This is a genomic window from Paenibacillus sp. RS8 (genome assembly GCF_041956825.1).
GTDB lineage: Bacteria > Bacillota > Bacilli > Paenibacillales > Paenibacillaceae > Paenibacillus_AQ.
On the sequence record NZ_CP168131.1, the window covers coordinates 618,670 to 639,776 of the forward strand.

A 21,107-nucleotide genomic window follows, 5' to 3' on the forward strand; every position below is an offset into this window, starting at 1 on the left:
TTTAAATCTTAATCAAGATCAGAACCCTGCCCTCGACGCCAATTTGTACATAAAGTCATGGCTTGCTACCGGCTGTCTGCCTTTGCCCCAGCCTACTTTTTCACGATAACCACCAAGTAGCCCCTGCTCTTGAAGCCCTGCCTCTGTCACCCCAATCACTTTCTCTGAATCTGGCGCAACATAAAGAGCATCCACAGGACAGTACAGCTCACACATAAAGCAAGTCTGGCAATCGCTCTGCCGGGCAATAACAGGAATGCCATCCTCTACCCGTTCGAAAACATTGGTTGGGCAGACCGATACACATTGGTTGCACTCTACACATCTGGCAGCGCTAATCACCTCAATCACGATAAAACACCCTCCTTGGCCACGGCTTCTGTCTTCACCCATACCTGATCCAATCCACCGCTAATCAAGCGATGATGCTGATCTTGATCCGTTCCCTTAAAATCTTCACGCTTATGCATGCCCCTCGTCTCTGTACGGGCAAGCGCAGAATTGTACATCCAGCGGGCGGTTGCTGTCATGGCTTCTGCTTCACGCGCTTTAACCCCTTCAGGTGTACGCTGAATCTCACGGCTGCGCTGATCTTTCCACAGTTCATCCAGACGACCTAATGAAGAGGTCAGCCCTTTGTCCGTACGGAATAAATTAATGTCATACGGCTTCACTTCAGCCTGCACAGCAGATACAACCTCTGTCGTTTGAGCAGTCACTCCTGGCTTCACTTCTTGATGAACCAGTGGGGAAGATGATAAGCCGACTGGATTACGGTGCGCTGCATGTGAGCCAAGGCTCTGCGCATAGACAGCTGCCCCTTCTCCTGCAAAAGAGCCGGATGACATAGCCCAAGCCGCATTATGACTGCCACCACCAGTAAATCCCCCGCAAATCAGCTCACGGGTTGCTGCATCTCCTGCCGCATAAAGTCCCGGAACACCTGTGCCACAGCTTTCGTCTGTGATATGAATACCACCCGTCCCGCGAACCGTTCCTTCGAGACGAAGCGTAACCGGAAAAGCATCCTTGAACGGATCGATCCCTTGTCGATCAAAGGGCAGGAAAAAGTTCGTCTGCGCCACCCGCAGCAGCGGTCTTAAATCCTCGGGCGCTCCGTCCAGTTTGGCGTACACCTGATTGCCTGCCAGCAAATTCCGAGCGATCACTGAACGTCCTTTCTTGGAACCTGCCCCTTCCACAATGCTCCCATCTTCATAATAAAAGCTGGCATAGCTGTAGTACGCCGTCTTGGTCACCGATGAGAACGTAGGGCAAATCGCGTAGGCATTAGAGAACTCCATACCTGACAGATTTGCTCCGGCCTCAGCAGCGAATAAATAGCCATCACCAGTAAGCACGTTGCAGCCGAGTGCCTTACTTAGGAAGGCGCATCCCCCAGTAGCAATAACGACCGCTCCGGCTTGAACCGTCCAGGTCTCACCACTCTGCGTATGAACGCCAGCCGCTCCGGCTACGCCATGCTCATCCGCAAGGAGCTCCATGGCTGGGCTATGATCTAAAATTTTAATGCCCGCCTTTTTCACCAGTTTACGCATTAATTTCATATATTCCGGTCCCTGAAGACTCCTACGAAACTGATTGCCCTGCTCATCTACAGGGAATGGATATCCTGAAACGCCAAGTTTGTTCATATTGGCATAGGTACGGTCTAGCACTCGGTCCATCCAGCGGGATTCAGCCAGCTGACCGCCCAAAATATAACGACTTGCCTTAGCTTCCTCGCGGAGCTTTTCATCCGGCTTGACATACCAGACCCCTGTTCCCGAAGGCGCAGTTGCACCGCTCGAACCGCAATAGCCTTTATCTGCGAGGACAACTTTCGCACCCTTTGCTGAGGCCGTAAGGGCTGCCCATGTTCCTGCCGGCCCTCCGCCTATAACGAGCACATCCGCCACCAAATTCAACAATCCTTTTTGTATCGATCTACTCATGTCCCAAGACCTCCTCAATTGGTTTATCCTTCGTAACTATCGCGCCAGAACAAGAACTTGCGTTCAATGATCCGGAACAAAGAGTCGATTAACTTACCGACTATAGCAAAAATAATAATGCCTACAAATACAACCTCTGTATTTGAATTCTGCTTCGCCTCATTGATCAGGAATCCAATGCCGGATTGTGATCCAATAAGTTCAGCTACAACAAGACCGATCCATGCTACAGCCAATGACAGCCGCAATCCTAACAAAATCCCGGGTAATGCTGCCGGCAATATCAACCTGCGCAGCTTCTGATACGGGCTAAAGCCTAATACTAGAGACACTTCAAACAGCTTGTTATCCACATTGCGGATGCCCATAAACGTATTAATATAGAGTGGAAAAAATGACCCTGTCAGAATGATCACTACTTTAGACATCTCCCCAAAGCCAAACCACAAAATAATCAGCGGTGCTATAGCTAAATGCGGGACAAGCCGCAACACCTGCACACTAGGATCTAGCACATATTCCACACTGCGAAATAAACCAGTCAGGACTCCGAATAAAAGGCCTAGAACACCTCCGATGAGAAAACCAATTCCCGCTCTCCCCATACTGACACCTAGATGATGAGTTAACTCTCCAGTAACCAATAGGTCTGTAAACGCTCTGGCGATCGACAACGGAGTCGGCAAAAACTGCGCGGAGATCAGTCCGGTGCTTCCTGCCAGCTGCCAAAGAACAATCGTCACCACCGGTATGATAGCGCCCGTTCCCCAATCTGACAGTAGAGATTTCCATGCTATAGGTACCGCGGATCTCTCCGATTTCTTAGTCGATAAAGGAGCAGTATCACTGCTATCTAACGATTCCCGTGCTCTTGTAGCGTTTTTTAAAATAGCTTCTACTCCATCGCTCATGGTGCATCCCCCTTTCGTTTCTTGCGCGTTTTCTGTTTATCCACGATAGTTGTCCTGCCATCTGAGCAGCCGTCGTTCAATGTAGCGGACAATAGAGTCACTCACCATTCCTGCAATAGCAAAAATAATAATTCCCACGAACACCACAGGGGTATCCGCGAATTGACGCGCGTCCGACATCATATACCCAATGCCTGAAGTGGAAGCAATCAGCTCTGCTACTACCAGACCTAACCAAGATAGCCCCAAGGAAAGGCGCACTCCGAGAATAATGTTCGGCAGCGCCGCTGGAAGCACTAATCTTACAACTTGCTTAAACCGACTGAACCCAAGCACTCGAGAAACTTCGAACAGCTTATTATCCACACCGCGAATGCCCATAAACGTATTAATATAAAGTGGGAAAAATGCGCCTTTAGCAATCAACAGCACTTTAGATTCCTCGCCAATCCCGAACCATAAGATGAACAGCGGCACTACCGCCAAGCTCGGTATCATGCGAATCATTTGCAGGGAGGGATCTAGCAATTTCTCTGATCTGCGGAACAGACCTACAAGAATACCTAACAGCAGTCCAAGTCCACCACCGAGCAGGAAGCCGGAAAGAGCTCTCACCAAGCTGATCCTAAAGTTCGGCCATAAATCCCCTGAGACGGCCAAGGATACAAATGATTCTGCAATGGTATACGGTGTCGGAAACAGCATTTCTGAGATCATTCCATAGTGTCCTAGGGTCTGCCACAGAATCAGCACAGTGCCCGGCAACAGAAGACCCAGTCCCAATGTTGTTACCTTTCCGGGGCGTTCGGAAGTTCTTACGGCCATAGCCCGATTTGTCATGCTCTGCACCCGCCTTTTTTTAGCTTTACAATCTCTTTGAATAACAAAAAGAGACCCTCGAATATTGAACACTTTCGGAGGTCTCCATTGGTATGGTCGACTTATTTATATTCCTGCCCCGTCAATAAGCTCAAGCTCATCGACTTTTTCAAAATAACTCAGCACCTTCAAACGTAGCTCTTGAAAGGAAGACGTTGTTTTTTTACGTGGATACGGCAGATCAACCGGTACAACCTTACGTATCTTACCGGGGCGCGGTTCTAGAATCACTACCCGATTGCCTAGGAATACAGCCTCATCAATATCATGTGTTACAAAAATCATGGTTGTTTTATTCGCACGCCAAATGTCCAGTAATACCGTCTGCATATGTGCTCTGGTGAACGCATCCAGTGCACCAAACGGTTCATCCAGCAGCAGGATTTTGGGATTTCGCAGTAGTGCACGGGCTATCGCCACCCGTTGGGCCATCCCTCCTGATAACTCCCGGGGATAGGATTTCTCAAATCCATTTAACTTGACGAGATCAATCAACTCATCGACCTTCCGTCTAATCTCCTTGTTCCCTAGCGGTAAATCGGAAGCAATATTCTTCTCTACGGTGAGCCAAGGGAAGAGACGATGTTCTTGAAAAATAAACCCTTTATCAATTCCGGGACCTCCAATTTCCGTCCCTCCTAGGGTAACACTCCCCGTATAACCGCTGTCCAAACCAGCCACGATGCGCAGCAGCGTGCTTTTGCCGCAACCGCTGGGGCCGATGACCGTAATGAATTCACCTTCTTGCACATGGAGATCAACATTATACAGTGCCTGAACATGACCCCCTGCAGACTCAAAACGTTTATTCAGATTTGAAATAGCCAGCAACGCTTCTCCCACCGGAACCCCTCCTTCTAGTTTGAGTCAAGCCCAATCGCCTTCAGCATCCTTACTAGGACGATAAGTGTTTATGCGAGAAATATAAGGATACTGTATAGCGTGAAACTTATACGTTCTTATATTTACAAAAAAACAGAGGTATTGCGCTTTTACATGCGCAATACCTCTGTAGGAACAGTCGGTAATTTTTATTCAAAGTAAATCAATTGGAATTATAATATTTAAAATATCATCCATTTGAAAAGCTGTCAACAATAAAACTTATTTCTGACACACTTATTCACATCAGGTATCTTAAATATAAATATACACTTGAGATCACAATGGACAGCAGCATCAAAGGGAAGCCCACCTTTAAGTACTTCATGAACGTAATCGGGTAGCCCTCTTTTCCGGCTAGACCGGCAACGATCAGATTGGCGCTGGCACCGATCAATGTACCATTACCACCTAAGCAAGCACCCAAGGCCAAACTCCACCAGAGGGGCTCCAAATTGGTAATACCCATCTGTCCCATCTCCTGAATTAAAGGAATCATCGTGGCTACAAAAGGAATATTATCAAGAAATGCAGAAGCGATTGCACTTACCCATAAGATCATCATCGAGCTCATGAGCACATCCCCACCCGTTAATTCGATTGCTTTGGCAGCCAGCTCCGCGATGACACCCGTCTCGACGAGTCCTGATACTAGAACAAACAGTCCGATAAAAAAGAAGATCGTAATCCACTCCACGCTGTGAAAAGCTTTCTCCAGCATGTGTTCTCCTCCAGTTAGTAAGAGCAGTAAAAAAGCCCCTGCTAAGGCAACCGTAGCAGACTCCAAATGTAACGCCTGATGTAAAAAGAAGCCTGTAATCGTAATTCCAAGTACGATCAAGCATTTTCGCAGCAGCTTATGATCCGTAATCATCGCCTTCTCGTCCATGCTCATGATGCTTTGCTGCAATTCCGGCGTAGATTTAATTTGCTTACCGAACATCAACAGGAAAAGCGGGATATACGCCAACATAATGATAATAATCACGGGCGTCAGATTGCTGATAAAGGACATAAAAGTCAGCTCTTTCACAGCACTGCCAATCATAATATTCGGCGGATCTCCGATCAATGTTGCTGTCCCACCGACATTCGATGCGATAATTTGTGACATCAAAAAAGGCAGCGGATTTATGCGCAGTTGTCTTGTAATACTGAAGGTAACGGGTACCATAAGTAGCACTGTTGTAACATTATCCAAGAAGGCAGAAGCCACAGCAGTAATAACAAATAAGGCAATCAGTATCCGTCTCGGCTTCCCTTTCGCCAGCTTAGCCGATTTCACGGCTGCATATTTAAAGAGCCCTGTCTCTGCAGTAATTCCTACAATCATCATCATGCCTACAAGTAATCCAATGGTATTAAAATCGATGTGATGCAATGCCGTCTCCTGATCCACAATGCCCATCGCTACCATAACAATAGCACCTAACATCGCTAGGATCGTACGGTGAATTTTTTCAGATATAATCAGTCCATAAATCAGTAGAAAAATACCTATCGCCCAAATTGCTTGCTGTTCCATAAAATCCCCCGGTCCTTCTATTTAATTTCTTAAATCTATATCCTATTAATCATAAATTAGAATTGTGTTTTTCGCACTGGGATTTTAAAGTCCAATTCACAGAAAACGGCTCTACCGAATATTCTTCGGTGAGCCGCTTATGAATTCTATTATTTCATCTTCAGTGCCTGCGGCTCCTTGAAAGCAGTTAGCTTCCCTTTGCTCTGTACAATAATCATCCCGTTCTCCAGCAAGGTTGGGCCAAATACTCTATCTGGTGTTTTGAGCTGTAAGATCGGTTTTGCGGTAATCAGGTCTATCGCGATTAATTTTCCGTCAGTCTGGGCCACATACATACCATGTCCGAGCAGATCAAAGCGTGCAATCGGATTGCTAATTCCACTATACTGAACCGCTGATTTATTCGCAATTTTAACACCATAAATACTTTGTCCCTTACTAAAAAGAATTCTTCCATCATAAGGACCAGCTGCGTATTCTAAATTCGATCCGATAGATGCATACGAGTAATTATCTCGTGTTACGGTAGCAGGATCTGCATTCAGGGGGTAACTAAAAACACCCTCTTCCCCTGTTATATAAATTCTGTCACCGTCACTCCAGGCACTGCCTCCCTTAAATGCTTCGGGATCATTCGGGTCAATATTAGCAGGATTATACTCTACGGTTTTTACCACTTTCCCTGTCTTAACATCCAGACTGTCGAGTGTCGGAAGTGGGTAAGTATCGAATAAGGTAGCTTTCCGTTGTACGACAAGCGTTCCATTCATCTCTGCAATCGGAAGATCATAATCTCTATTATTCCAAAGCTCCTTACCCGTTGTTCGATCAAACGCATGCAAGATGTCATACGTATATGCTCCAGATACTGAGTTTTGAGCTAGTACCAGATTCCCCTCAACCATAAACGGTTCAAACAGCTGATCGCTGAAGTTATCACGCCACTGCAACTTGCCATCCTTCAGATTGTAGGCTTGAATATCACCATTGGCTGCGGCAAATAGCTGATCTTTATCAAGAACCAATTGACTGACACCTTTACTATTTGCTGACGAGCTCCATTTATTTTTTCCAGTAGCTGCATTCACTGCATAGATGGTACCCGCCTCAGAAGTCGCGTAAACCACGCCGTCTTGATAAAGCAGCGGTGTTTTTAATTTAGCGCCGTATTTCCACACAACTTTTCCTGTCTGAGCGTTAACGGCAAGCAGTTGACCCTTTTGAAGCATAAAAACTTTACCTGCTCCAACAGAAACAACCCCTTTCCCCATGAGGTAATCCGTCGGTACATTTTCTAATGCTGGTAAATCCATCGTTGTTGACCACTCTACCTTCGCAGCAGGCAGATTTGCATAATAATCCTCAAAGTTTGAGCCTATATACGAGGTGTGTGAATCAATCCCAGCAGCTTGTACCGGATTTACCATAAGCAATACCCCTAAACCAATAACTGCAGTACGAAGATGTGATTTTAATAATGTTCCTCCCACTACCACACGCCTCCTCATATAAATGCTATCTTTGGATATATTCTCAAAATAAAATATAATACTAATGACAATTATAATGTAATAACATGGATTTTTCTTCCTCATTTTGTCATTAAAAAGACTGGAAATCAAGACATTTACTCATAAACTTACAATTTGTAAGTTGTTGTGTTATAATAATCACATTCTTTCATAAACGAACAAGCTTTATCAAATATATGAATAACAAGGGGTTTGTGATCATGAGTAACGAGGTAACCACAGCATCAGCAGCCGATTTTGAATTCGGTATCTACACCTTAGGAGACATAGTAGCTGATTGTCATACCGGCAATAAGATCAGCCCGAAACAACGACTTGACGAAGTTGTAGCTGCGGCGAAGTTAGCGGATGAAGCGGGGCTTGATGTATTCGGTGTAGGTGAGCATCACCGTCTTGATTTTGCAATTTCTTCGGTTCCAGTCGTTCTGGCCGCCATCTCTCAGGTTACCCGTAGAATCAAACTGACGAGCGCCACCACCGTATTAAGCACCATTGATCCCGTGCGCGTGTTCGAGGATTTCGCCACGCTTGATTTACTGTCGAATGGACGTGCAGAGATTATTGCTGGACGTGGTGCTTTTGTGGAATCTTTCCCGCTCTTCGGGTATGAACTTGAAGACTATCATCGACTTTTCGCCGAGAATATCGATCTGCTTCTCGAGCTTAATAAGCATGAAATTATGAACTGGGAAGGTTCCTTCCGTTCATCCTTGAAGGATTCTGAGATTGCACCACGCCCTCTTCAACAAAGCCTGCCGGTATGGATTGGCGTAGGAGGTTCTCCTGAAAGCGCGGAGAAAGCCGGCGTACTCGGAACTGGAATGGCCATCGCCATTCTTAGCGGTAGTCCAGAACCTTTCCAAGAGCTTGCCGCAACTTATCGACGCGCTGGAATGCAGGCGGGGCATTCACCTGAAGCATTAAAGATTGCAATTACTAGCCACGGCTACATTGCCGAAACTTCACAGCAGGCACTCGATGAATATTACCCTTACTATTATAGTTATCGTAATTCCATCAGCCCAAAACCTGGACAAGAATACAGCGTCTCTCGTGACGACTTTGGCCAATATGTATCTGCTGATAACACGATGGCTGTGGGCAGCCCGCAGCAAATTATCGAAAAAATCCTTTATCAGCATGAGCTGTTCGGCCATAACCGTTTTATGACTCAGCTCGACATCGGTGGCCTTCCTTACGCCAAGGTAGCCAAGGCAATTGAACTATTGGCAACAGAGGTTGCACCTGTCGTACGACGCGAAATTGCCAAGAAAAGCAGTCGATAGAGCTGAAGGCTGTCCCAGTAAGCATAGAAGCGCTTCTCCTGTTAATGGAGAAGCGCTTCTATGTGCTGCTGCAGCATTGTTTGTGGCTTGGTGCACTATGTATGACTTGCTACAACACGTTGTGCAGAGCGCCCTCACAACGGCTGAAGAATTGAAACAGAAGCTCTGCTTAGGAATTAGGGAATATCTCCCTAATAATCGGAGATTTCTGCTCATTATTCTAACAATTAGGGAATATCTCCCTATAATTGACCTGATTCGGTGCTAAATATAGATATTCCCCCGATTTTTAGGGAGGAATTCCCTAATTCCATTCATTTAGAGTTATTACCAGCTATTTTTAGGGAGTTTTTCCCTGATTACTCCAAAAATTTCATTAGTCCCACAGCTTAATACCTCAATCGAGCGTTACATTTACGCAAAAAAAAGAAGCTGCCCCTTAAGTAGATTTCTACTTTTGAGACAGCCACTTATGCTTATCACGCAAAGGAAGGTTTATTATTATCTACCTTACCGCTAATAAGCTTCTTATATTCATCGTCTCCGCCGTCTAAAGAAGGCGCAGTATAAATTTGAGCTGAAGCTGGTTGCTGAGCAGTATGGCTCGAGCCTGCTTTACTTGAGGTGTTCTTATCTCCTGAACTACTGCTTCCACCACTTGCAGATCGGAGAACAGCACCCGTTAAGTTATTCATGCCCTTTATTCTCTTCATGCTGAATCCTCCCCTACTAAATGATTGATGGTACGGAATAAATCCTGATTATGCCCAACTACCGCCTTAAGATCATCCGCAGATAACCCATCACTCCCTGAAAAATGTACGGAAAGAACATGTTTCTTACCTAGAGGATAGCATAGGATATATACCTCTGCAACTTCTGTTCGTTGAAAAAAAGTCCATTTGCTCGATAAAAATGCATCCACCACACTAGGCCGCTTCTCATTCCCTCTCGTTACAGACAGGGGGTAAGAGTGACCACGCCCAACATTCCCTCCGACCTGAACAAGAGTCTCCTGCTCTTGAGCCTGCCAAATCGCTGCACCGATTACACGACAATGCTTCGGAGGTAAAAAGGAATTGCGTATCGCCTCGCTGAGTGCGTGATACTTCTCTCCATTTTCGGAGATGGTCACATTACTATTATATTGCCAAAAGAAATGAAGGATACTTTCTTTGCGCCTTAATTCTATCTTTAGCTGCTCTAAATCTTTAACCGGGTCCCGGAATCTACCACGCTCTTGAATACTATCAATAATCTTACCACAGCTCACATCTACAGCAGCTGTAGGATTATCATGATGCACTTCATACTCTAGAGATGTAATTCCTGATAAATCAGACAACAGATGGTACTCTTCAACATTCTCTCCAGGGATTAAATCATCACGGGCAGTCACCTGATCAGGCACTAGACAAAATACGCGGCTACGCCGTAATCTAGCCCAGAATAAACCCATTTCAAACCCCGTATTATCACGTGTCACATAATAAAATTTACCGCGTATTTTGGCAACATCATCTGGCGAGAACACAAATACAGCAAAATCGCTCTCATCCAAATTTCGCTCCAATGCCTCCATTGTATATTCATTCGCTCGAAAGGCATTGGCATACCAAGGATGAACTTCAGCATCCCTCTTTAGCTGCTCATGAATCGCTCTTGCATAACGTATGGATTCCCTGGAAGATCCAATGAATAGCTTTGGTTTAGTCACGGCAGTCTCCTTCATCCTTTTCCCATTATGTAATAATTATACAAGTCTTTAGACAGCTGGAAAAGAGGCCTTATTCTCAAAAAATATTATTCTAAACCTCGTAAAGTGGGTAAAAAATTACGACTACTTTGAAAAAGCGAGGATACTATGAATAAAATGATAGGTGTCACATTACTTGCGGCAAGTCTTATGGGTATGGCAGCGTCACAGCCTGCTGAAGCTAAAACAGCAGCCAGTTATACCGCTCAGGTATACGCGAACTCTTTAAATGTACGCAGCGAGCCGGCTAAGAATGCAACTGTGGTAGGATCTATTAAGAACGGTGCCAAAGTAACTGTGTCCGATGAGCAACACGGTTGGTTAAAGGTGAAGACCGGAAACACCTCTGGTTGGGTAGCCGGCTATTACCTTAAAAAGGTGAACAGCAGCTCCCAGCAATCTGGCGCTTCTAAATCTTCCAACACCAGTAATGCTTCTTCCACCTCAACCAGCCCTTCGGGTAACACCACAAAGGCTACCGTAACGGCAGATTCATTGCGTATCCGAAGCGGTCCGGGAACACAATATAAGATGCTTGGTTCTTTAAAAGCCAAGGATACTGTTACCCTCCTCCTTCGTCAGAACGATTGGGCGCGGATTCGAACAGCTAGCGGTGACACCGGTTGGGTCGCAGCGCAATATATCCGTACCGGAGCAACGCAAAGCATCACAAACACCGTTTCGCGCACAGGAAATTTACGAGGAAAATTAATCGTCGTAGATCCCGGTCATGGCGGCAGTGATCCAGGAATGCTCGGCACTACATATAACACCATGGAAAAGGATTTGAATCTGCATACTGCCCTTTATCTCCGCGATGCCCTTTTAGCTAAAGGTGCACGGGTTGAGATGACACGTACCCGGGAGGACCAGAAGCCTACACTCGCTCGGCGAGTTCAAATGACTGAGGCTCTGCATGCTGATGCATTTGTAAGCATTCATTATAATTCCTCACCTAAAAAAGTGTCCGGAACACTGACCTTCTTTTACTCCGAGTCCGATGATCTGGAGCTGGCACGGGCGATAGAATCCCGGCTAGGCCATGGCATTGGTCTAAAGAGCAACGGGTTATCCTTTGGCGATTATCACATCCTGAGGGAGAATCGAATTCCAGCTACCTTAGTTGAACTCGGATTTCTTACCAATCCTACAGATGAGTCAATTGTCCGCAAATCCTCCTATCAGAAAAAAGCAGCCAAAGCCATCGCGGAAGGATTGGCAGACTACTTTAGAAACTAGCCAGACCTACAAACAAATAACAGAAAAAGAAGCAGGCTAGAAAATTCCTAGCCTGCTTTAGTTTGCATCTCATATTTAACCTTCTATTAATCCCTTCTTGATCAGGAAATTACGAGCTACATCCTCTTCCTTGAGTGCATCCACATCAACTTCTGCGTTCAATTGTTGCATTTCTTCATCACTGATCTGTCCGTTCAATTGATTTAAGATACCCTCTAGTTCAGGGTATTTATCTAGCGTTTCCTGACGAATAATCGGTCCTGCATCATAAGGAGGGAAGAATTCCTTATCATCCTGCAGAATCACCAGATCATGTACTTTAATTTGCGCATCCGTTGCATATGCATTGGTTACATCAGTTTCCCCATCGTCGATCGAACGGTACATGATACCATGGTCCATTCCTTTGCTCTGCTTGAAGTCCATACCGTAGAGTTTTTGGATACCAGGGTATCCGTCCTCACGATCCAAGAACTCGAACTCTACGCCAAGAACCATTTCTCCAGATACTTTCGCCAAATCGCTGAAGGTCTTTAGATTGTACTTCTCAGCCGTTTCGCGACTAACAGCTAAAGTGTAGGTATTATTTATGCCGAATGGATCCAGAAAGGCCAGTCCATCTTTTTTAAGCAGTTCTCTTGTTTTAGCCAACGATTCCTCGGAGTTTCCTGTCTTCTCCTGATAGTAATTAGCTACAATGGTACCGGTGTAATCCGGATATAGCTGAATGTTATTATTCTCAAGTGCACTCCAAGCTACATTAGAGCCCCCCAAGTTCATCTGGCGCTTCACTTTGATATCTGTTTTATCTTCTATCAGATCTGCCATCATATGAGCGAGTAGAACATTCTCCGTGAAGTTTTTGGAGCCAATTGTGATTTCTCCACTGTTACCAGCAGCAGCGTTATTATTCCCGCCACCACATCCAGCAAGTAGCGCCCCCATTAATACTGTAGTTAAAACGCCTGTCATCAATTTTGGAATTTTCATATATAATCTCCCCTTTTATATTCTTTCTAGACCAGAGCTTAAGTTATACTTTCAATCCCTTTGGAGTCGTAAGGCGTTCGAGCAATCCGAGTAGATAATCCAGTACGAGTGCAAGAATCGCGGCCGGAATAGCTCCAAGTAAGGTTAGAGCTTCGATGTTCCGTTGAATACCCAGGAAAATAAATTCACCCAATCCGCCAGCACCGATAAAGGCTGCCAGTGTTGCTGTCCCGACATTAATAACTGCAGCAGTACGGATCCCTGCCATAATTACACTTAAAGCTAAAGGGAGTTGGACCCGGAATAGAATCTGCCAGTTCTTCATACCCATTCCCCGGGCCGCTTCCACTATAGATTGGTCCACATCAGTTATTCCGGTGTATGTGTTGCGGATAATTGGCAGCAGTGAATACAGAAATAAAGCTACAACCGCCGTCTTCATCCCTATGCCGAATAGAGGAATCATAAATCCGAGCATCGCCAGACTAGGTATCGTCTGAAGAATCCCAGCCGCACCAAGCGTAACACCTTTCAGAGGTTTAACCCTTGTAATCATAATTCCTAGCGCAATGCCAACAATAATTGCAAATAACATGGACAAGAGCACAAGTTGCATATGCACGCCCATAGAATGAATCAAATCTTCCCTACGTATATCTAATTGATATATGAGCTGTTGCCATAATGATTGATCTCTCATATAGACATTTCCTCCTCTTTCACGCCTCCCCATTGTGCGGCAAACGCCGTCAGAAGACTGCCTCTTGTAACAATCCCGGCAATGATCCCCTCAGCGGTTACAATCGGAATAATGCCGTAAGGAGCTTCCGTAATCAATGATAATGCGTCTCTTGCTGTTGCTGTATCCTGCAGCACCACTTGAGGTGGTGTCATAATTTCTTCGATAGTAAGGCTTTGTTCCATTTTGGCGGTAACATCATAAGCGGAGACTATGCCAAGCAGCTTACCTTTCTCGTTTCCAACCAGTAATGTATCCATTTTGCGTTGACGCATAAAGGTAAGAGCTTTGCCCAGCGTCCGCCCTGGAAGCGATGTAGATGGATTGTCGCGCATAACTTCTGTTACGGGGATATACTCAGGGTTTTGGTAAATACGGTTTTTGCCGATAAAAGATTCTACGAAATCATTAGCAGGCCGGCTGAGCAGCTCATATGGCGTATCCAGTTGAACGATTTCACCGTCTTTAAGAATAGCGATCTTATCTCCAAGCTTCAGTGCTTCATCCATATCATGCGTTACAAATACAATGGTCTTCTTTACTTCTTGTTGCATGCGTAGCAGTTCATCCTGCAGCTGCTCACGGGTAATAGGGTCCAAAGCACCAAACGGTTCATCCATCAATATAATCTCAGGATCAGCCGCCAATGCACGGGCTACTCCTACACGTTGCTGCTGCCCACCTGATAATTGTTTCGGATAACGTTTGGCATATAGGGTCGGATCCAGTCCGACTAGACGGAGCATTTCTAGCACCCGTTCTTTTTTCTTATTAACATCCCACCCCTTTAGGTCGGGAATCAGGCCTACATTGTCTTCTATGGTGTAGTGCGGAAATAAACCAGCTTGTTGAATAACATATCCGATGTTCTTGCGGAGGGTTACAGGGTTCTCCTTGGTGATATCTTTACCGTGGATATAAATATGGCCTGAAGTATGCGGAACAAGACGATTTATCATTTTCATCGTTGTTGTCTTTCCGCAACCACTAGGACCGATCAGCACTAGTATTTCTCCAGCTTCAATTTCAAAGCTAATGTTCTTAACTGCTTCATAACCATTAGGGTATTTCTTACCTACTTTTTCAAATTTCAGCATAGGGTCTCTCCTTCTTATCTCTATCGTCAGATCATCTCGCCGGGCGACTCTGTAAGTTAAACTATAACAAACAACTCCCAAACTGACAACCTACAATGATCATATAGGTTGTTTGTAATTTATTGTAATTTAATAATCAAAAAAAAGGCTATCCAGTGATAAACCCCGCTGGATAGCCTTTTTTCGACCTATTATTATAAATGATTCTCAGCATTTTTATTAATAAATTGCTCTGTTCTTTGGTACATTTTCTCATCACCAACTGCTACAAGTACATCATTTTCTCTGAGTATGACATGCGGACCTGGGGAGATTGTTACGTTCGCCCCTCGGCGAAGCGCTATAATAGTAGCCCCTGTATTCTGCCAAAATTGTAGTGTGCCAATGGTTTTACCGACCACATGTGATTGTTCATGGATTGTAATTTCTTCCGGGTGATAAGGTTTCAAATTCTTCATCCGGTCTGACGCCTCGATAATTCCAGTGAGCAGCTTCTCAAATTTGCTGTCGAGCTTCTTCTTTTCCAGCAACAATTGCTGTAGATCCTCTTTCAGTGAATAAACTGATTTCAAATAATTATTTCTAGTGATATACTCATACGCCTTTTGATCAGAGATGACAATAATCTCTTTCCCCTGCGAGACAAATACTATATTCTCATCCTTCAATAATCCCATAGCTTTACGGATCGTCTCAGGAGAAACATGGTACTGGCCTGCTAATAGAGAACGCCCCGAAAGCTTACTCTGTACGGGGAATTCCCCGCTTACAATTCTTTGTGCAATATCAAGGGCTATAGACTTATAACCGGATATTTCCTGCATGGACATTGTCGATCTCCTTACTTTGGCGTGAATTATGAATTATAAACATGCTCCAGTATACCTTTTTTCATTCACCAAATAAAGATGTCCTGCCTTATACAAACATTTGATAGACCAAAAATAAATTTAACGATACAACCAGTCCGGAGATAAGCCAGCCGAGAGCAGCTGTCATCTTACGATTCACTAACCCGCCCATAATCTGACGATTGCTAGTAAACATAACCAGTGGTACCAGAGCAAATGCAATCCCAAAGGATAAGACCACCTGACTGATAACGAGTGCCTTCGTTGGATTTACACCAAAACCGATGATCGCCAATGGCGGAATAATCGTAATCGCACGGCGTAAGTACAGATTAATTCTTTTGTTGATAAAGCCTTGCATCACCACATCACCAGCCATAGTACCTACAGAAGAGCTCGATAGTCCCGCGATAAGTAGTCCTAAGCCAAACGAAATCGCCGTTACAGGTCCAGCCAAGTGACTAAATTGCTGAAACGCGACATCCAGGTCCTCAACTACAAGACCATTTTTGAAAAACAATGCCGCGGAGACAATGACCATCGCCAGATTAACCGCACCTGCAATAATCATCGCAATAATAATATCTATGAATTCCAATTTAAAAATTTGTTTTTTCTCCGCTTCATTCACCCCTACGATGCGGTTCTGAGTAAGTGATGAATGTAGATAAATGGCGTGTGGCATCACGGTTGCGCCTAGAATTCCTGCAGCCAAAAGGATACTGTCCACCCCTTCAAACTTAGGTGTAAACATGCCTACAGCAACCGCACCCATATCCGGTTTAGCTACAATAACTTGAAAGGCGAAGGCTAAAACGACAATAAGAATCATTGCAGCAATTCCGGCTTCAAGTGAGCGGTATCCCCTACGCTGAAGCTCTAAGATAGCAAAAGAACCCACGGCAGTGATCATTGCTGCAGGCAGCATAGGGATATCAAACAATAAATAAAGTCCTAATGCTGCCCCGATAAACTCCGCCAGATCCGTAGCTATTATTACCAGTTCACTTTGAATCCATAAGAAGATCGATACACTCTTCGGGAAACGATCATGAGCGATCTCCGGAAGGTTCTTCCCTGTAGCAATACCAAGCTTAGCGGACAACGCCTGAATAAGAACAGCCATTAAGTTCGAGGCTACAATGACCCATAATAAGAGATAGCCATATTTTGAACCCGCCGTAATGTTGGTGGCAAAATTACCTGGATCCAGATAAGCAACCGCAGCGATAAACGCTGGACCTAAGAAAGGCAGTAATCTTTTAATTCCTTTGGTCTCCCCATTAAGTACGGCTTGCGCCGAAATGGAGTTTTTATGTTGTCTCATATGCGGTTGTTCTATATGTGGTTTTTCTATTAAAGTTTGTTCCAACATGTCAATTCCTCCTCTTGCCCAAAAAAAGTTGTCTATATACACGAAAGTTTCCTCTGTGCAACTTATATTTAAAGTATATGCTCATTTCTGAAAAATGTAAATATGTTTCATTAGGAATTTTCATATGCTTGTACACTTCTGATCGACAAAAAAAACCGGACAACATCAGGAATTACCCGATCTTTGCCCGGCTTAAGCCAATTACTCCGCATTGCTTATGGTGTGAGACTTTGAATATCTCTTCTCATTTGTTCATTCTGTGTTTTCAGCTCATTCAATTCTTTCTGAAGCTCCTGATAATCAGGTGACGCTTGCTTTCTCGACCCATGCCCGTGTCCATGCTTCCCGCCCAGTCCAAACATCATAAATATCATCATTAAAGGGCAGATCAATGTAATTAACCAAGACCAATTCATAGCTTTACCTCCTAGAAATTCTTTATGACCTCTATATCATAAAGAATACTTGTGGAGAAAGGATGTGCTGTGAATTACGAATTCTTCTTCCATGTATCCTTCAGCGGTACAATCCGGTTCAGTACCAGCTTATCTGCTGTCGTATGCTTCTTATCCACACAAAAGAATCCATGGCGGATGAATTGATATTTATCTTCTGGAAGTGCACTATCCATGGAAGGCTCCAGCAAACAATTCTTCAGAATCGTTAAAGAATCTGGATTAAGATACGCGTCCCAGCGCTCATCGTCTTCTTTAGGACCGTCATTCTCTTTTAGCAGCCGCTCATATAGATGAACTTCCGCCTTGATTGCGTGTTCTGCCGATACCCAGTGGATGGTCGCTTTGACCTTACGTTCATTAAATCCACTTCCACTCTTCGTTCTCGGATCATAGGTACAGCGAAGCTCCATCACTTCTCCGGTTGCTTCGTCCTTGATCACCTCATTGCACTTAATGAAGTAGGCACCTTTTAACCTTACCTCATTCCCTATAGTCAGCCTGTGATAACCTTTAGGCGGCTCCTCCATGAAATCCTCTTGTTCAATATAAAGCGTACGTGAAAAAGGAACCTCTCTATCCCCAAGCGTCTTATCTTCACTGTTATTCTCAATCGTAAGCCATTCGCTTTGATTCTCGGGATAGTTAGTAATAACCACCTTTAGCGGCTTTAGAACAGCCATTACGCTAGGTGCCTTCGCCTTCAAATCTTGTCTAAGCGAATGCTCTAACATGGCTATATCTACAATGGTGCTATGTCGGACAAATCCGATTTCTTTCACAAAATTCCGAATACTCTCCGGCGTAAATCCTCTTCTCCGAAGTCCGCGAAGCGTGGGAAGCCTTGGATCATCCCAACCATCCACATAATGTCCTGCAACCAATTGTCTAATGTACCGTTTGCTAGTAACGACACCGGTGATGTTTACGCGTCCAAACTCCCTTTGCTTTGGAGCTTCGGGGGTATCCAGCTCATTTAGTACCCACTCATACAGGGGCCGATGATCCTTAAACTCAATGGAGCATAGGGAATGCGTAATCCCTTCGATCGCATCTTGTATAGGATGTGCAAAATCGTACATCGGATAGGTGCAATACTAATTTTCTCAACAACAACCAAAGATATGCTTATTCCTTGTATAGCGCGTTTTTCATTCATTCATTTTGTATCAGCAACAACCTAAAAAAACAACAAAAAACAATGACTATTTTATTCCTCGTGGGAAAAGTGTGGGAAGAATTAGAGATCCAAAGCTACATTACAAGTTACCTTTTTCCAGAGAAGAACTCTTCAGTAACTCCCTTTTCGAAATCAAAAATATCTATAACTATTTTCTGAATGCTCCTTGCAACTTCATCCTTTTTATAATCGTTACTTTTGTCTTCTAGTTGGCCGATGATAAACATCAGTTCAGATTTGATGCTGGCAATTAGTGATAAATCATTCATATCAATCTTCATCATTAAACAATAAACCTCCTTGATGTGTTATAATTCGCTCGAATGGCAACCTAACTGAGAGAGGAGATTGACAGCTTGCGCGTGCATGTGACTCGCGGAAGATGTCTACTCCAAGAATGGATCGACAGTAGAGGCTGGACTCAAACGGATTACGCTAAAATGTCTGGTCGACCCAAACGTATGATTTCTCACTTCTGTAACGACGAGAGAGTAATGAAACCGGAGGATGAATATGCGGCCTCTCTCATATTCGGTTGCAAAATTGAAGAATTGCACGATTGGACCGTCGAGTACTTAAAAGAGGAGTAGGCTGTGCGAATTTTTTCGCACTTCCCTACTCTCTTTTGGAACAGAATGTTCCCAAAATCATTCTATACTGCTTAAGGGAATATTTATGTCACTATATGTCGAAACGTCTATCGGTAATTAAATACAGACTTTAACAAATAAGACCATATTCATATAACAAGGACTCATCAAACAAAAAAAGCCCTACCAACCCGTATTAGGTTAGTAGGGCTTTATCATATTCCCAAACGTTTGGGATTTTACTTTTTAGTAGTCAGTGTAGCCGTTTTGGTCACATTATCCCACGTTACACCAGCACCTATCGCTTTGCCTATTGCAGCAAGTGGTACATATACTCTCCCGTCGATCAAAACACTACCATCTGCTAACTTACTACCGTTAACTACTGTATTTGCTTTATCTACTCTCACGTCTTCACACTCCTTCAAGTATCGATCTATAACAGCCAATGCTTTCGCCATAGCTATTTCTGATGGCTTACTACCCGCACGTAATTGTGAGGTTGTCAGTTCAAAGGTCATTTGAAAATGCGGTGCATCTTTAATAGAGACAAAATCACCGCCCCACTCAAAGCCGAGAGCTTTAGCCTCCTGAACTACCTCCGTCCAGTCAGCTACCTTGTCACCATCACCGTCTCGTTTTAAATCCCACGATACCTGTTTGCCATCTGGTAGTAACAAGGCGAAATCTATAGCTAGTCCATAGTTATGGTAACTGGTACCTCCCTTGGCATTAGTGACGATACTACCTGGTTTCGTTCGTCCCTGCGCGTAGAGAGCATCTTGCTCAGCGATTGTCCGTAGCCCTTGGGTAATGACTATATTTACTCCTCTGGCATAACACCGCTCAATCAGTGCTACGGTAGCCGCTTTAACAACCGGATCCAGCCCTGAGATCCGCACGGAGGACTTAGCCTTTACTTGTTCCAAAGTAATTGCCATTACTCTTCATCTCCTTTTCTACTTGCAGCCCTTTTTACCTTTTTATCTAGCTCGCTGCCTACCCACTTAAGCACTACATCTAAAACCGGCAATGGAAGTGAATCGCCCCATCCTGCCCGAATTGAATTTGCAGTCATACTCTGTAAAACGTGATATAGCGTGCCGATTGCTAACGCACCAAATATCGCACCAGGTAAACCAAAAACCATATCTAACAAATGTCCTCCTGCTGGTAGAAGCAGCATGAAGAATGTTCGAAAAACCCCATCAATCCCATACTTGCTGGCATATGTGTTGTCCTTTTTGGCGGCTCTAATACCAGATAACCAATCCATGATAATAAAAAATAAAAGTGCGGTCATGATGGTTACAACAGCATCCGCCTCCCCATATAAAAAATCAAATGCTGGAATAGCTACCGCCCCCACTCCAGATGCAGCGATTTGTGATTTTGTCAAATTCCTTCCCCCTCAATATAAATAGCCCCCGTAATGCTACGAGGGCAAAATAAAAACGCCATTATTCGGCGTTTGGTACATCTCCGTCAGACAAGTATCCTTTGATTTCGGATTCTAGTTTGGGATAACGTGTAATCACTTCATCAAAGTCCAGCTTACCCATCTCAATACGCATTGCTAGATACTTTGCCATTATTAAACACCGCCCATCAAGAGTGCATCGAGTGCACCCTGTACTGTTTCCAATTGCTCTTGCATTAGCTGTAGGCTCGACTTAGGTACATCCTTGAATATTACGCTGTCACCTTTCGGATCTAGCTTAATGCTGTCGATCATTTTACCGTCAGGAATCGTTATTTCTAAATGTTTTAACCCTTCCGGTTTGCGATAATCCCCCGTCATTTGTACATAAATAAAACCCGTATTATCATAAATTAATAGTGTTTTCATTGTCTCACTCTCCTTT

The 21,107-nt window shown here is 44.3% G+C and carries 23 protein-coding genes and 1 pseudogene; 3 read left to right on the forward strand and 21 right to left on the reverse strand.

All coding sequences use genetic code 11. From position 1 onward, the window contains the following. Nucleotides 1-18 precede the first annotated feature (18 nt). From ACDZ28_RS03825 to ACDZ28_RS03855, 7 genes are all read right to left on the reverse strand, one after another. Nucleotides 19-351 carry a ferredoxin family protein gene (locus ACDZ28_RS03825; RefSeq protein ID WP_076120303.1) on the reverse strand — a complete coding sequence of 111 codons (333 nt, stop codon included), beginning with the start codon at nucleotides 349-351 and terminating at the stop codon, nucleotides 19-21. Then, nucleotides 348-1,955: an FAD-dependent oxidoreductase gene (locus tag ACDZ28_RS03830; RefSeq protein WP_375104027.1), complete on the reverse strand. Its 1,608-nt coding sequence runs from the start codon at nucleotides 1,953-1,955 to the stop codon at nucleotides 348-350. Before ACDZ28_RS03830 ends, ACDZ28_RS03825 begins: the two co-directional genes overlap by 4 nt. A 23-nt stretch (nucleotides 1,956-1,978) precedes the next feature. Then, nucleotides 1,979-2,866 carry an ABC transporter permease gene (locus tag ACDZ28_RS03835; protein WP_375104028.1) on the reverse strand — a complete coding sequence of 296 codons (888 nt, stop codon included), beginning with the start codon at nucleotides 2,864-2,866 and terminating at the stop codon, nucleotides 1,979-1,981. Nucleotides 2,867-2,902: 36 nt separating this feature from the next. Continuing rightward, nucleotides 2,903-3,691 carry an ABC transporter permease gene (locus ACDZ28_RS03840; protein ID WP_249923589.1) on the reverse strand — a complete coding sequence of 263 codons (789 nt, stop codon included), beginning with the start codon at nucleotides 3,689-3,691 and terminating at the stop codon, nucleotides 2,903-2,905. Nucleotides 3,692-3,811: 120 nt separating this feature from the next. Next, nucleotides 3,812-4,588, reverse strand: coding sequence for an ABC transporter ATP-binding protein (locus ACDZ28_RS03845; protein ID WP_375104029.1), 777 nt, complete (start codon nucleotides 4,586-4,588; stop codon nucleotides 3,812-3,814). A gap of 280 nt (nucleotides 4,589-4,868) precedes the next feature. Next, nucleotides 4,869-6,152, reverse strand: a complete 1,284-nt coding sequence (locus tag ACDZ28_RS03850) for an SLC13 family permease (protein WP_076120306.1) — start codon at nucleotides 6,150-6,152, stop codon at nucleotides 4,869-4,871. Between the two features lie 149 nt (nucleotides 6,153-6,301). Continuing rightward, nucleotides 6,302-7,642, reverse strand: a complete 1,341-nt coding sequence (locus tag ACDZ28_RS03855; RefSeq protein WP_375104030.1) for a PQQ-binding-like beta-propeller repeat protein — start codon at nucleotides 7,640-7,642, stop codon at nucleotides 6,302-6,304. Nucleotides 7,643-7,884: 242 nt separating this feature from the next. On the opposite strand from ACDZ28_RS03855, the gene ACDZ28_RS03860 reads away from it, so the two are divergent. Further along, nucleotides 7,885-8,970 (forward strand): LLM class flavin-dependent oxidoreductase, encoded by a 1,086-nt coding sequence (locus ACDZ28_RS03860; RefSeq protein WP_375104031.1) that lies wholly within the window; start codon nucleotides 7,885-7,887, stop codon nucleotides 8,968-8,970. Nucleotides 8,971-9,449: 479 nt separating this feature from the next. Here the strand turns inward: ACDZ28_RS03860 and ACDZ28_RS03865 are convergent, their stop codons facing one another. Together ACDZ28_RS03865 and ACDZ28_RS03870 are read right to left on the reverse strand one after the other, a co-directional pair. Then, complete coding sequence (locus ACDZ28_RS03865) at nucleotides 9,450-9,683, reverse strand: hypothetical protein (RefSeq protein WP_042131096.1); 234 nt, start codon at nucleotides 9,681-9,683, stop codon at nucleotides 9,450-9,452. Continuing rightward, complete coding sequence (locus ACDZ28_RS03870; protein WP_231573941.1) at nucleotides 9,680-10,687, reverse strand: TIR domain-containing protein; 1,008 nt, start codon at nucleotides 10,685-10,687, stop codon at nucleotides 9,680-9,682. Before ACDZ28_RS03870 ends, ACDZ28_RS03865 begins: the two co-directional genes overlap by 4 nt. Nucleotides 10,688-10,834: 147 nt before the next feature. Between ACDZ28_RS03870 and ACDZ28_RS03875 the strand changes: the two genes are divergently transcribed. Further along, nucleotides 10,835-11,965 (forward strand): N-acetylmuramoyl-L-alanine amidase, encoded by a 1,131-nt coding sequence (locus ACDZ28_RS03875; protein WP_375104032.1) that lies wholly within the window; start codon nucleotides 10,835-10,837, stop codon nucleotides 11,963-11,965. A 75-nt stretch (nucleotides 11,966-12,040) separates the two neighbouring features. On the opposite strand, the gene ACDZ28_RS03880 is transcribed toward ACDZ28_RS03875, so the two are convergent. The 8 genes and pseudogenes from ACDZ28_RS03880 to ACDZ28_RS03915 form a co-directional block, all read right to left on the reverse strand. Continuing rightward, nucleotides 12,041-12,955 carry a glycine betaine ABC transporter substrate-binding protein gene (locus tag ACDZ28_RS03880; protein ID WP_042131099.1) on the reverse strand — a complete coding sequence of 305 codons (915 nt, stop codon included), beginning with the start codon at nucleotides 12,953-12,955 and terminating at the stop codon, nucleotides 12,041-12,043. A gap of 43 nt (nucleotides 12,956-12,998) precedes the next feature. Next, on the reverse strand, nucleotides 12,999-13,655 hold the full coding sequence (locus tag ACDZ28_RS03885; RefSeq protein WP_042131100.1) for an ABC transporter permease: 657 nt from the start codon (nucleotides 13,653-13,655) through the stop codon (nucleotides 12,999-13,001). Next, the gene (locus ACDZ28_RS03890; RefSeq protein ID WP_042131101.1) at nucleotides 13,652-14,791 is read right to left on the reverse strand and encodes an ABC transporter ATP-binding protein; all 1,140 of its coding nucleotides are present in this window, start codon (nucleotides 14,789-14,791) and stop codon (nucleotides 13,652-13,654) included. The genes ACDZ28_RS03885 and ACDZ28_RS03890 overlap by 4 nt, the downstream gene beginning before the upstream one ends. A gap of 194 nt (nucleotides 14,792-14,985) precedes the next feature. Further along, the gene (locus tag ACDZ28_RS03895; RefSeq protein WP_231573950.1) at nucleotides 14,986-15,621 is read right to left on the reverse strand and encodes a TrkA C-terminal domain-containing protein; all 636 of its coding nucleotides are present in this window, start codon (nucleotides 15,619-15,621) and stop codon (nucleotides 14,986-14,988) included. An 88-nt stretch (nucleotides 15,622-15,709) separates the two neighbouring features. Further along, a complete protein-coding gene (locus ACDZ28_RS03900; RefSeq protein ID WP_076120331.1) occupies nucleotides 15,710-16,969 on the reverse strand; it encodes an Nramp family divalent metal transporter in 1,260 nt (419 codons plus the stop codon). 263 nt (nucleotides 16,970-17,232) lie between these two features. Beyond that, a complete protein-coding gene (locus ACDZ28_RS03905; protein ID WP_042131102.1) occupies nucleotides 17,233-17,433 on the reverse strand; it encodes a DUF2933 domain-containing protein in 201 nt (66 codons plus the stop codon). A gap of 74 nt (nucleotides 17,434-17,507) precedes the next feature. After that, nucleotides 17,508-18,569 (reverse strand): annotated as a pseudogene (locus ACDZ28_RS03910) (glutamate--tRNA ligase family protein); the annotation flags it as partial. A gap of 169 nt (nucleotides 18,570-18,738) precedes the next feature. Then, complete coding sequence (locus ACDZ28_RS03915; protein WP_375104033.1) at nucleotides 18,739-18,936, reverse strand: hypothetical protein; 198 nt, start codon at nucleotides 18,934-18,936, stop codon at nucleotides 18,739-18,741. A gap of 72 nt (nucleotides 18,937-19,008) precedes the next feature. On the opposite strand from ACDZ28_RS03915, the gene ACDZ28_RS03920 reads away from it, so the two are divergent. Beyond that, nucleotides 19,009-19,242: a helix-turn-helix domain-containing protein gene (locus ACDZ28_RS03920; RefSeq protein WP_375104034.1), complete on the forward strand. Its 234-nt coding sequence runs from the start codon at nucleotides 19,009-19,011 to the stop codon at nucleotides 19,240-19,242. Nucleotides 19,243-19,481: 239 nt separating this feature from the next. Here ACDZ28_RS03920 and ACDZ28_RS03925 read toward each other — a convergent pair whose 3' ends face one another. The 4 genes from ACDZ28_RS03925 to ACDZ28_RS03940 form a co-directional block, all read right to left on the reverse strand. Continuing rightward, entirely contained in the window at nucleotides 19,482-20,183 is a 702-nt protein-coding gene (locus ACDZ28_RS03925) for a M15 family metallopeptidase (RefSeq protein WP_375104035.1), read from the reverse strand. Then, nucleotides 20,183-20,641, reverse strand: a complete 459-nt coding sequence (locus ACDZ28_RS03930) for a phage holin family protein (RefSeq protein WP_375104036.1) — start codon at nucleotides 20,639-20,641, stop codon at nucleotides 20,183-20,185. The genes ACDZ28_RS03925 and ACDZ28_RS03930 overlap by 1 nt, the downstream gene beginning before the upstream one ends. Nucleotides 20,642-20,702: 61 nt before the next feature. Beyond that, nucleotides 20,703-20,834, reverse strand: coding sequence for a hypothetical protein (locus ACDZ28_RS03935; RefSeq protein ID WP_375104037.1), 132 nt, complete (start codon nucleotides 20,832-20,834; stop codon nucleotides 20,703-20,705). A 2-nt stretch (nucleotides 20,835-20,836) separates the two neighbouring features. Then, complete coding sequence (locus tag ACDZ28_RS03940) at nucleotides 20,837-21,091, reverse strand: hypothetical protein (RefSeq protein WP_375104038.1); 255 nt, start codon at nucleotides 21,089-21,091, stop codon at nucleotides 20,837-20,839. Nucleotides 21,092-21,107 lie beyond the last annotated feature (16 nt).

Excerpts from the sequence above, each read along its gene's own strand:
- ACDZ28_RS03830 (WP_375104027.1), bottom strand. The coding sequence starts at position 1,955 with ATGAGTAGATCGATACAAAAAGGATTGTTGAATTTGGTGGCGGATGTG.
- ACDZ28_RS03835 (WP_375104028.1), bottom strand. The coding sequence starts at position 2,866 with ATGAGCGATGGAGTAGAAGCTATTTTAAAAAACGCTACAAGAGCACGG.
- ACDZ28_RS03840 (WP_249923589.1), bottom strand. The coding sequence starts at position 3,691 with ATGGCCGTAAGAACTTCCGAACGCCCCGGAAAGGTAACAACATTGGGA.
- ACDZ28_RS03850 (WP_076120306.1), bottom strand. The coding sequence starts at position 6,152 with ATGGAACAGCAAGCAATTTGGGCGATAGGTATTTTTCTACTGATTTAT.
- ACDZ28_RS03860 (WP_375104031.1), top strand. The coding sequence starts at position 7,885 with ATGAGTAACGAGGTAACCACAGCATCAGCAGCCGATTTTGAATTCGGT.
- ACDZ28_RS03865 (WP_042131096.1), bottom strand. The coding sequence starts at position 9,683 with ATGAAGAGAATAAAGGGCATGAATAACTTAACGGGTGCTGTTCTCCGA.
- ACDZ28_RS03875 (WP_375104032.1), top strand. The coding sequence starts at position 10,835 with ATGAATAAAATGATAGGTGTCACATTACTTGCGGCAAGTCTTATGGGT.
- ACDZ28_RS03880 (WP_042131099.1), bottom strand. The coding sequence starts at position 12,955 with ATGAAAATTCCAAAATTGATGACAGGCGTTTTAACTACAGTATTAATG.
- ACDZ28_RS03885 (WP_042131100.1), bottom strand. The coding sequence starts at position 13,655 with ATGAGAGATCAATCATTATGGCAACAGCTCATATATCAATTAGATATA.
- ACDZ28_RS03890 (WP_042131101.1), bottom strand. The coding sequence starts at position 14,791 with ATGCTGAAATTTGAAAAAGTAGGTAAGAAATACCCTAATGGTTATGAA.
- ACDZ28_RS03895 (WP_231573950.1), bottom strand. The coding sequence starts at position 15,621 with ATGTCCATGCAGGAAATATCCGGTTATAAGTCTATAGCCCTTGATATT.
- ACDZ28_RS03900 (WP_076120331.1), bottom strand. The coding sequence starts at position 16,969 with ATGAGACAACATAAAAACTCCATTTCGGCGCAAGCCGTACTTAATGGG.
- ACDZ28_RS03905 (WP_042131102.1), bottom strand. The coding sequence starts at position 17,433 with ATGAATTGGTCTTGGTTAATTACATTGATCTGCCCTTTAATGATGATA.
- ACDZ28_RS03915 (WP_375104033.1), bottom strand. The coding sequence starts at position 18,936 with ATGATGAAGATTGATATGAATGATTTATCACTAATTGCCAGCATCAAA.
- ACDZ28_RS03925 (WP_375104035.1), bottom strand. The coding sequence starts at position 20,183 with ATGGCAATTACTTTGGAACAAGTAAAGGCTAAGTCCTCCGTGCGGATC.
- ACDZ28_RS03935 (WP_375104037.1), bottom strand. The coding sequence starts at position 20,834 with ATGGCAAAGTATCTAGCAATGCGTATTGAGATGGGTAAGCTGGACTTT.
- ACDZ28_RS03940 (WP_375104038.1), bottom strand. The coding sequence starts at position 21,091 with ATGAAAACACTATTAATTTATGATAATACGGGTTTTATTTATGTACAA.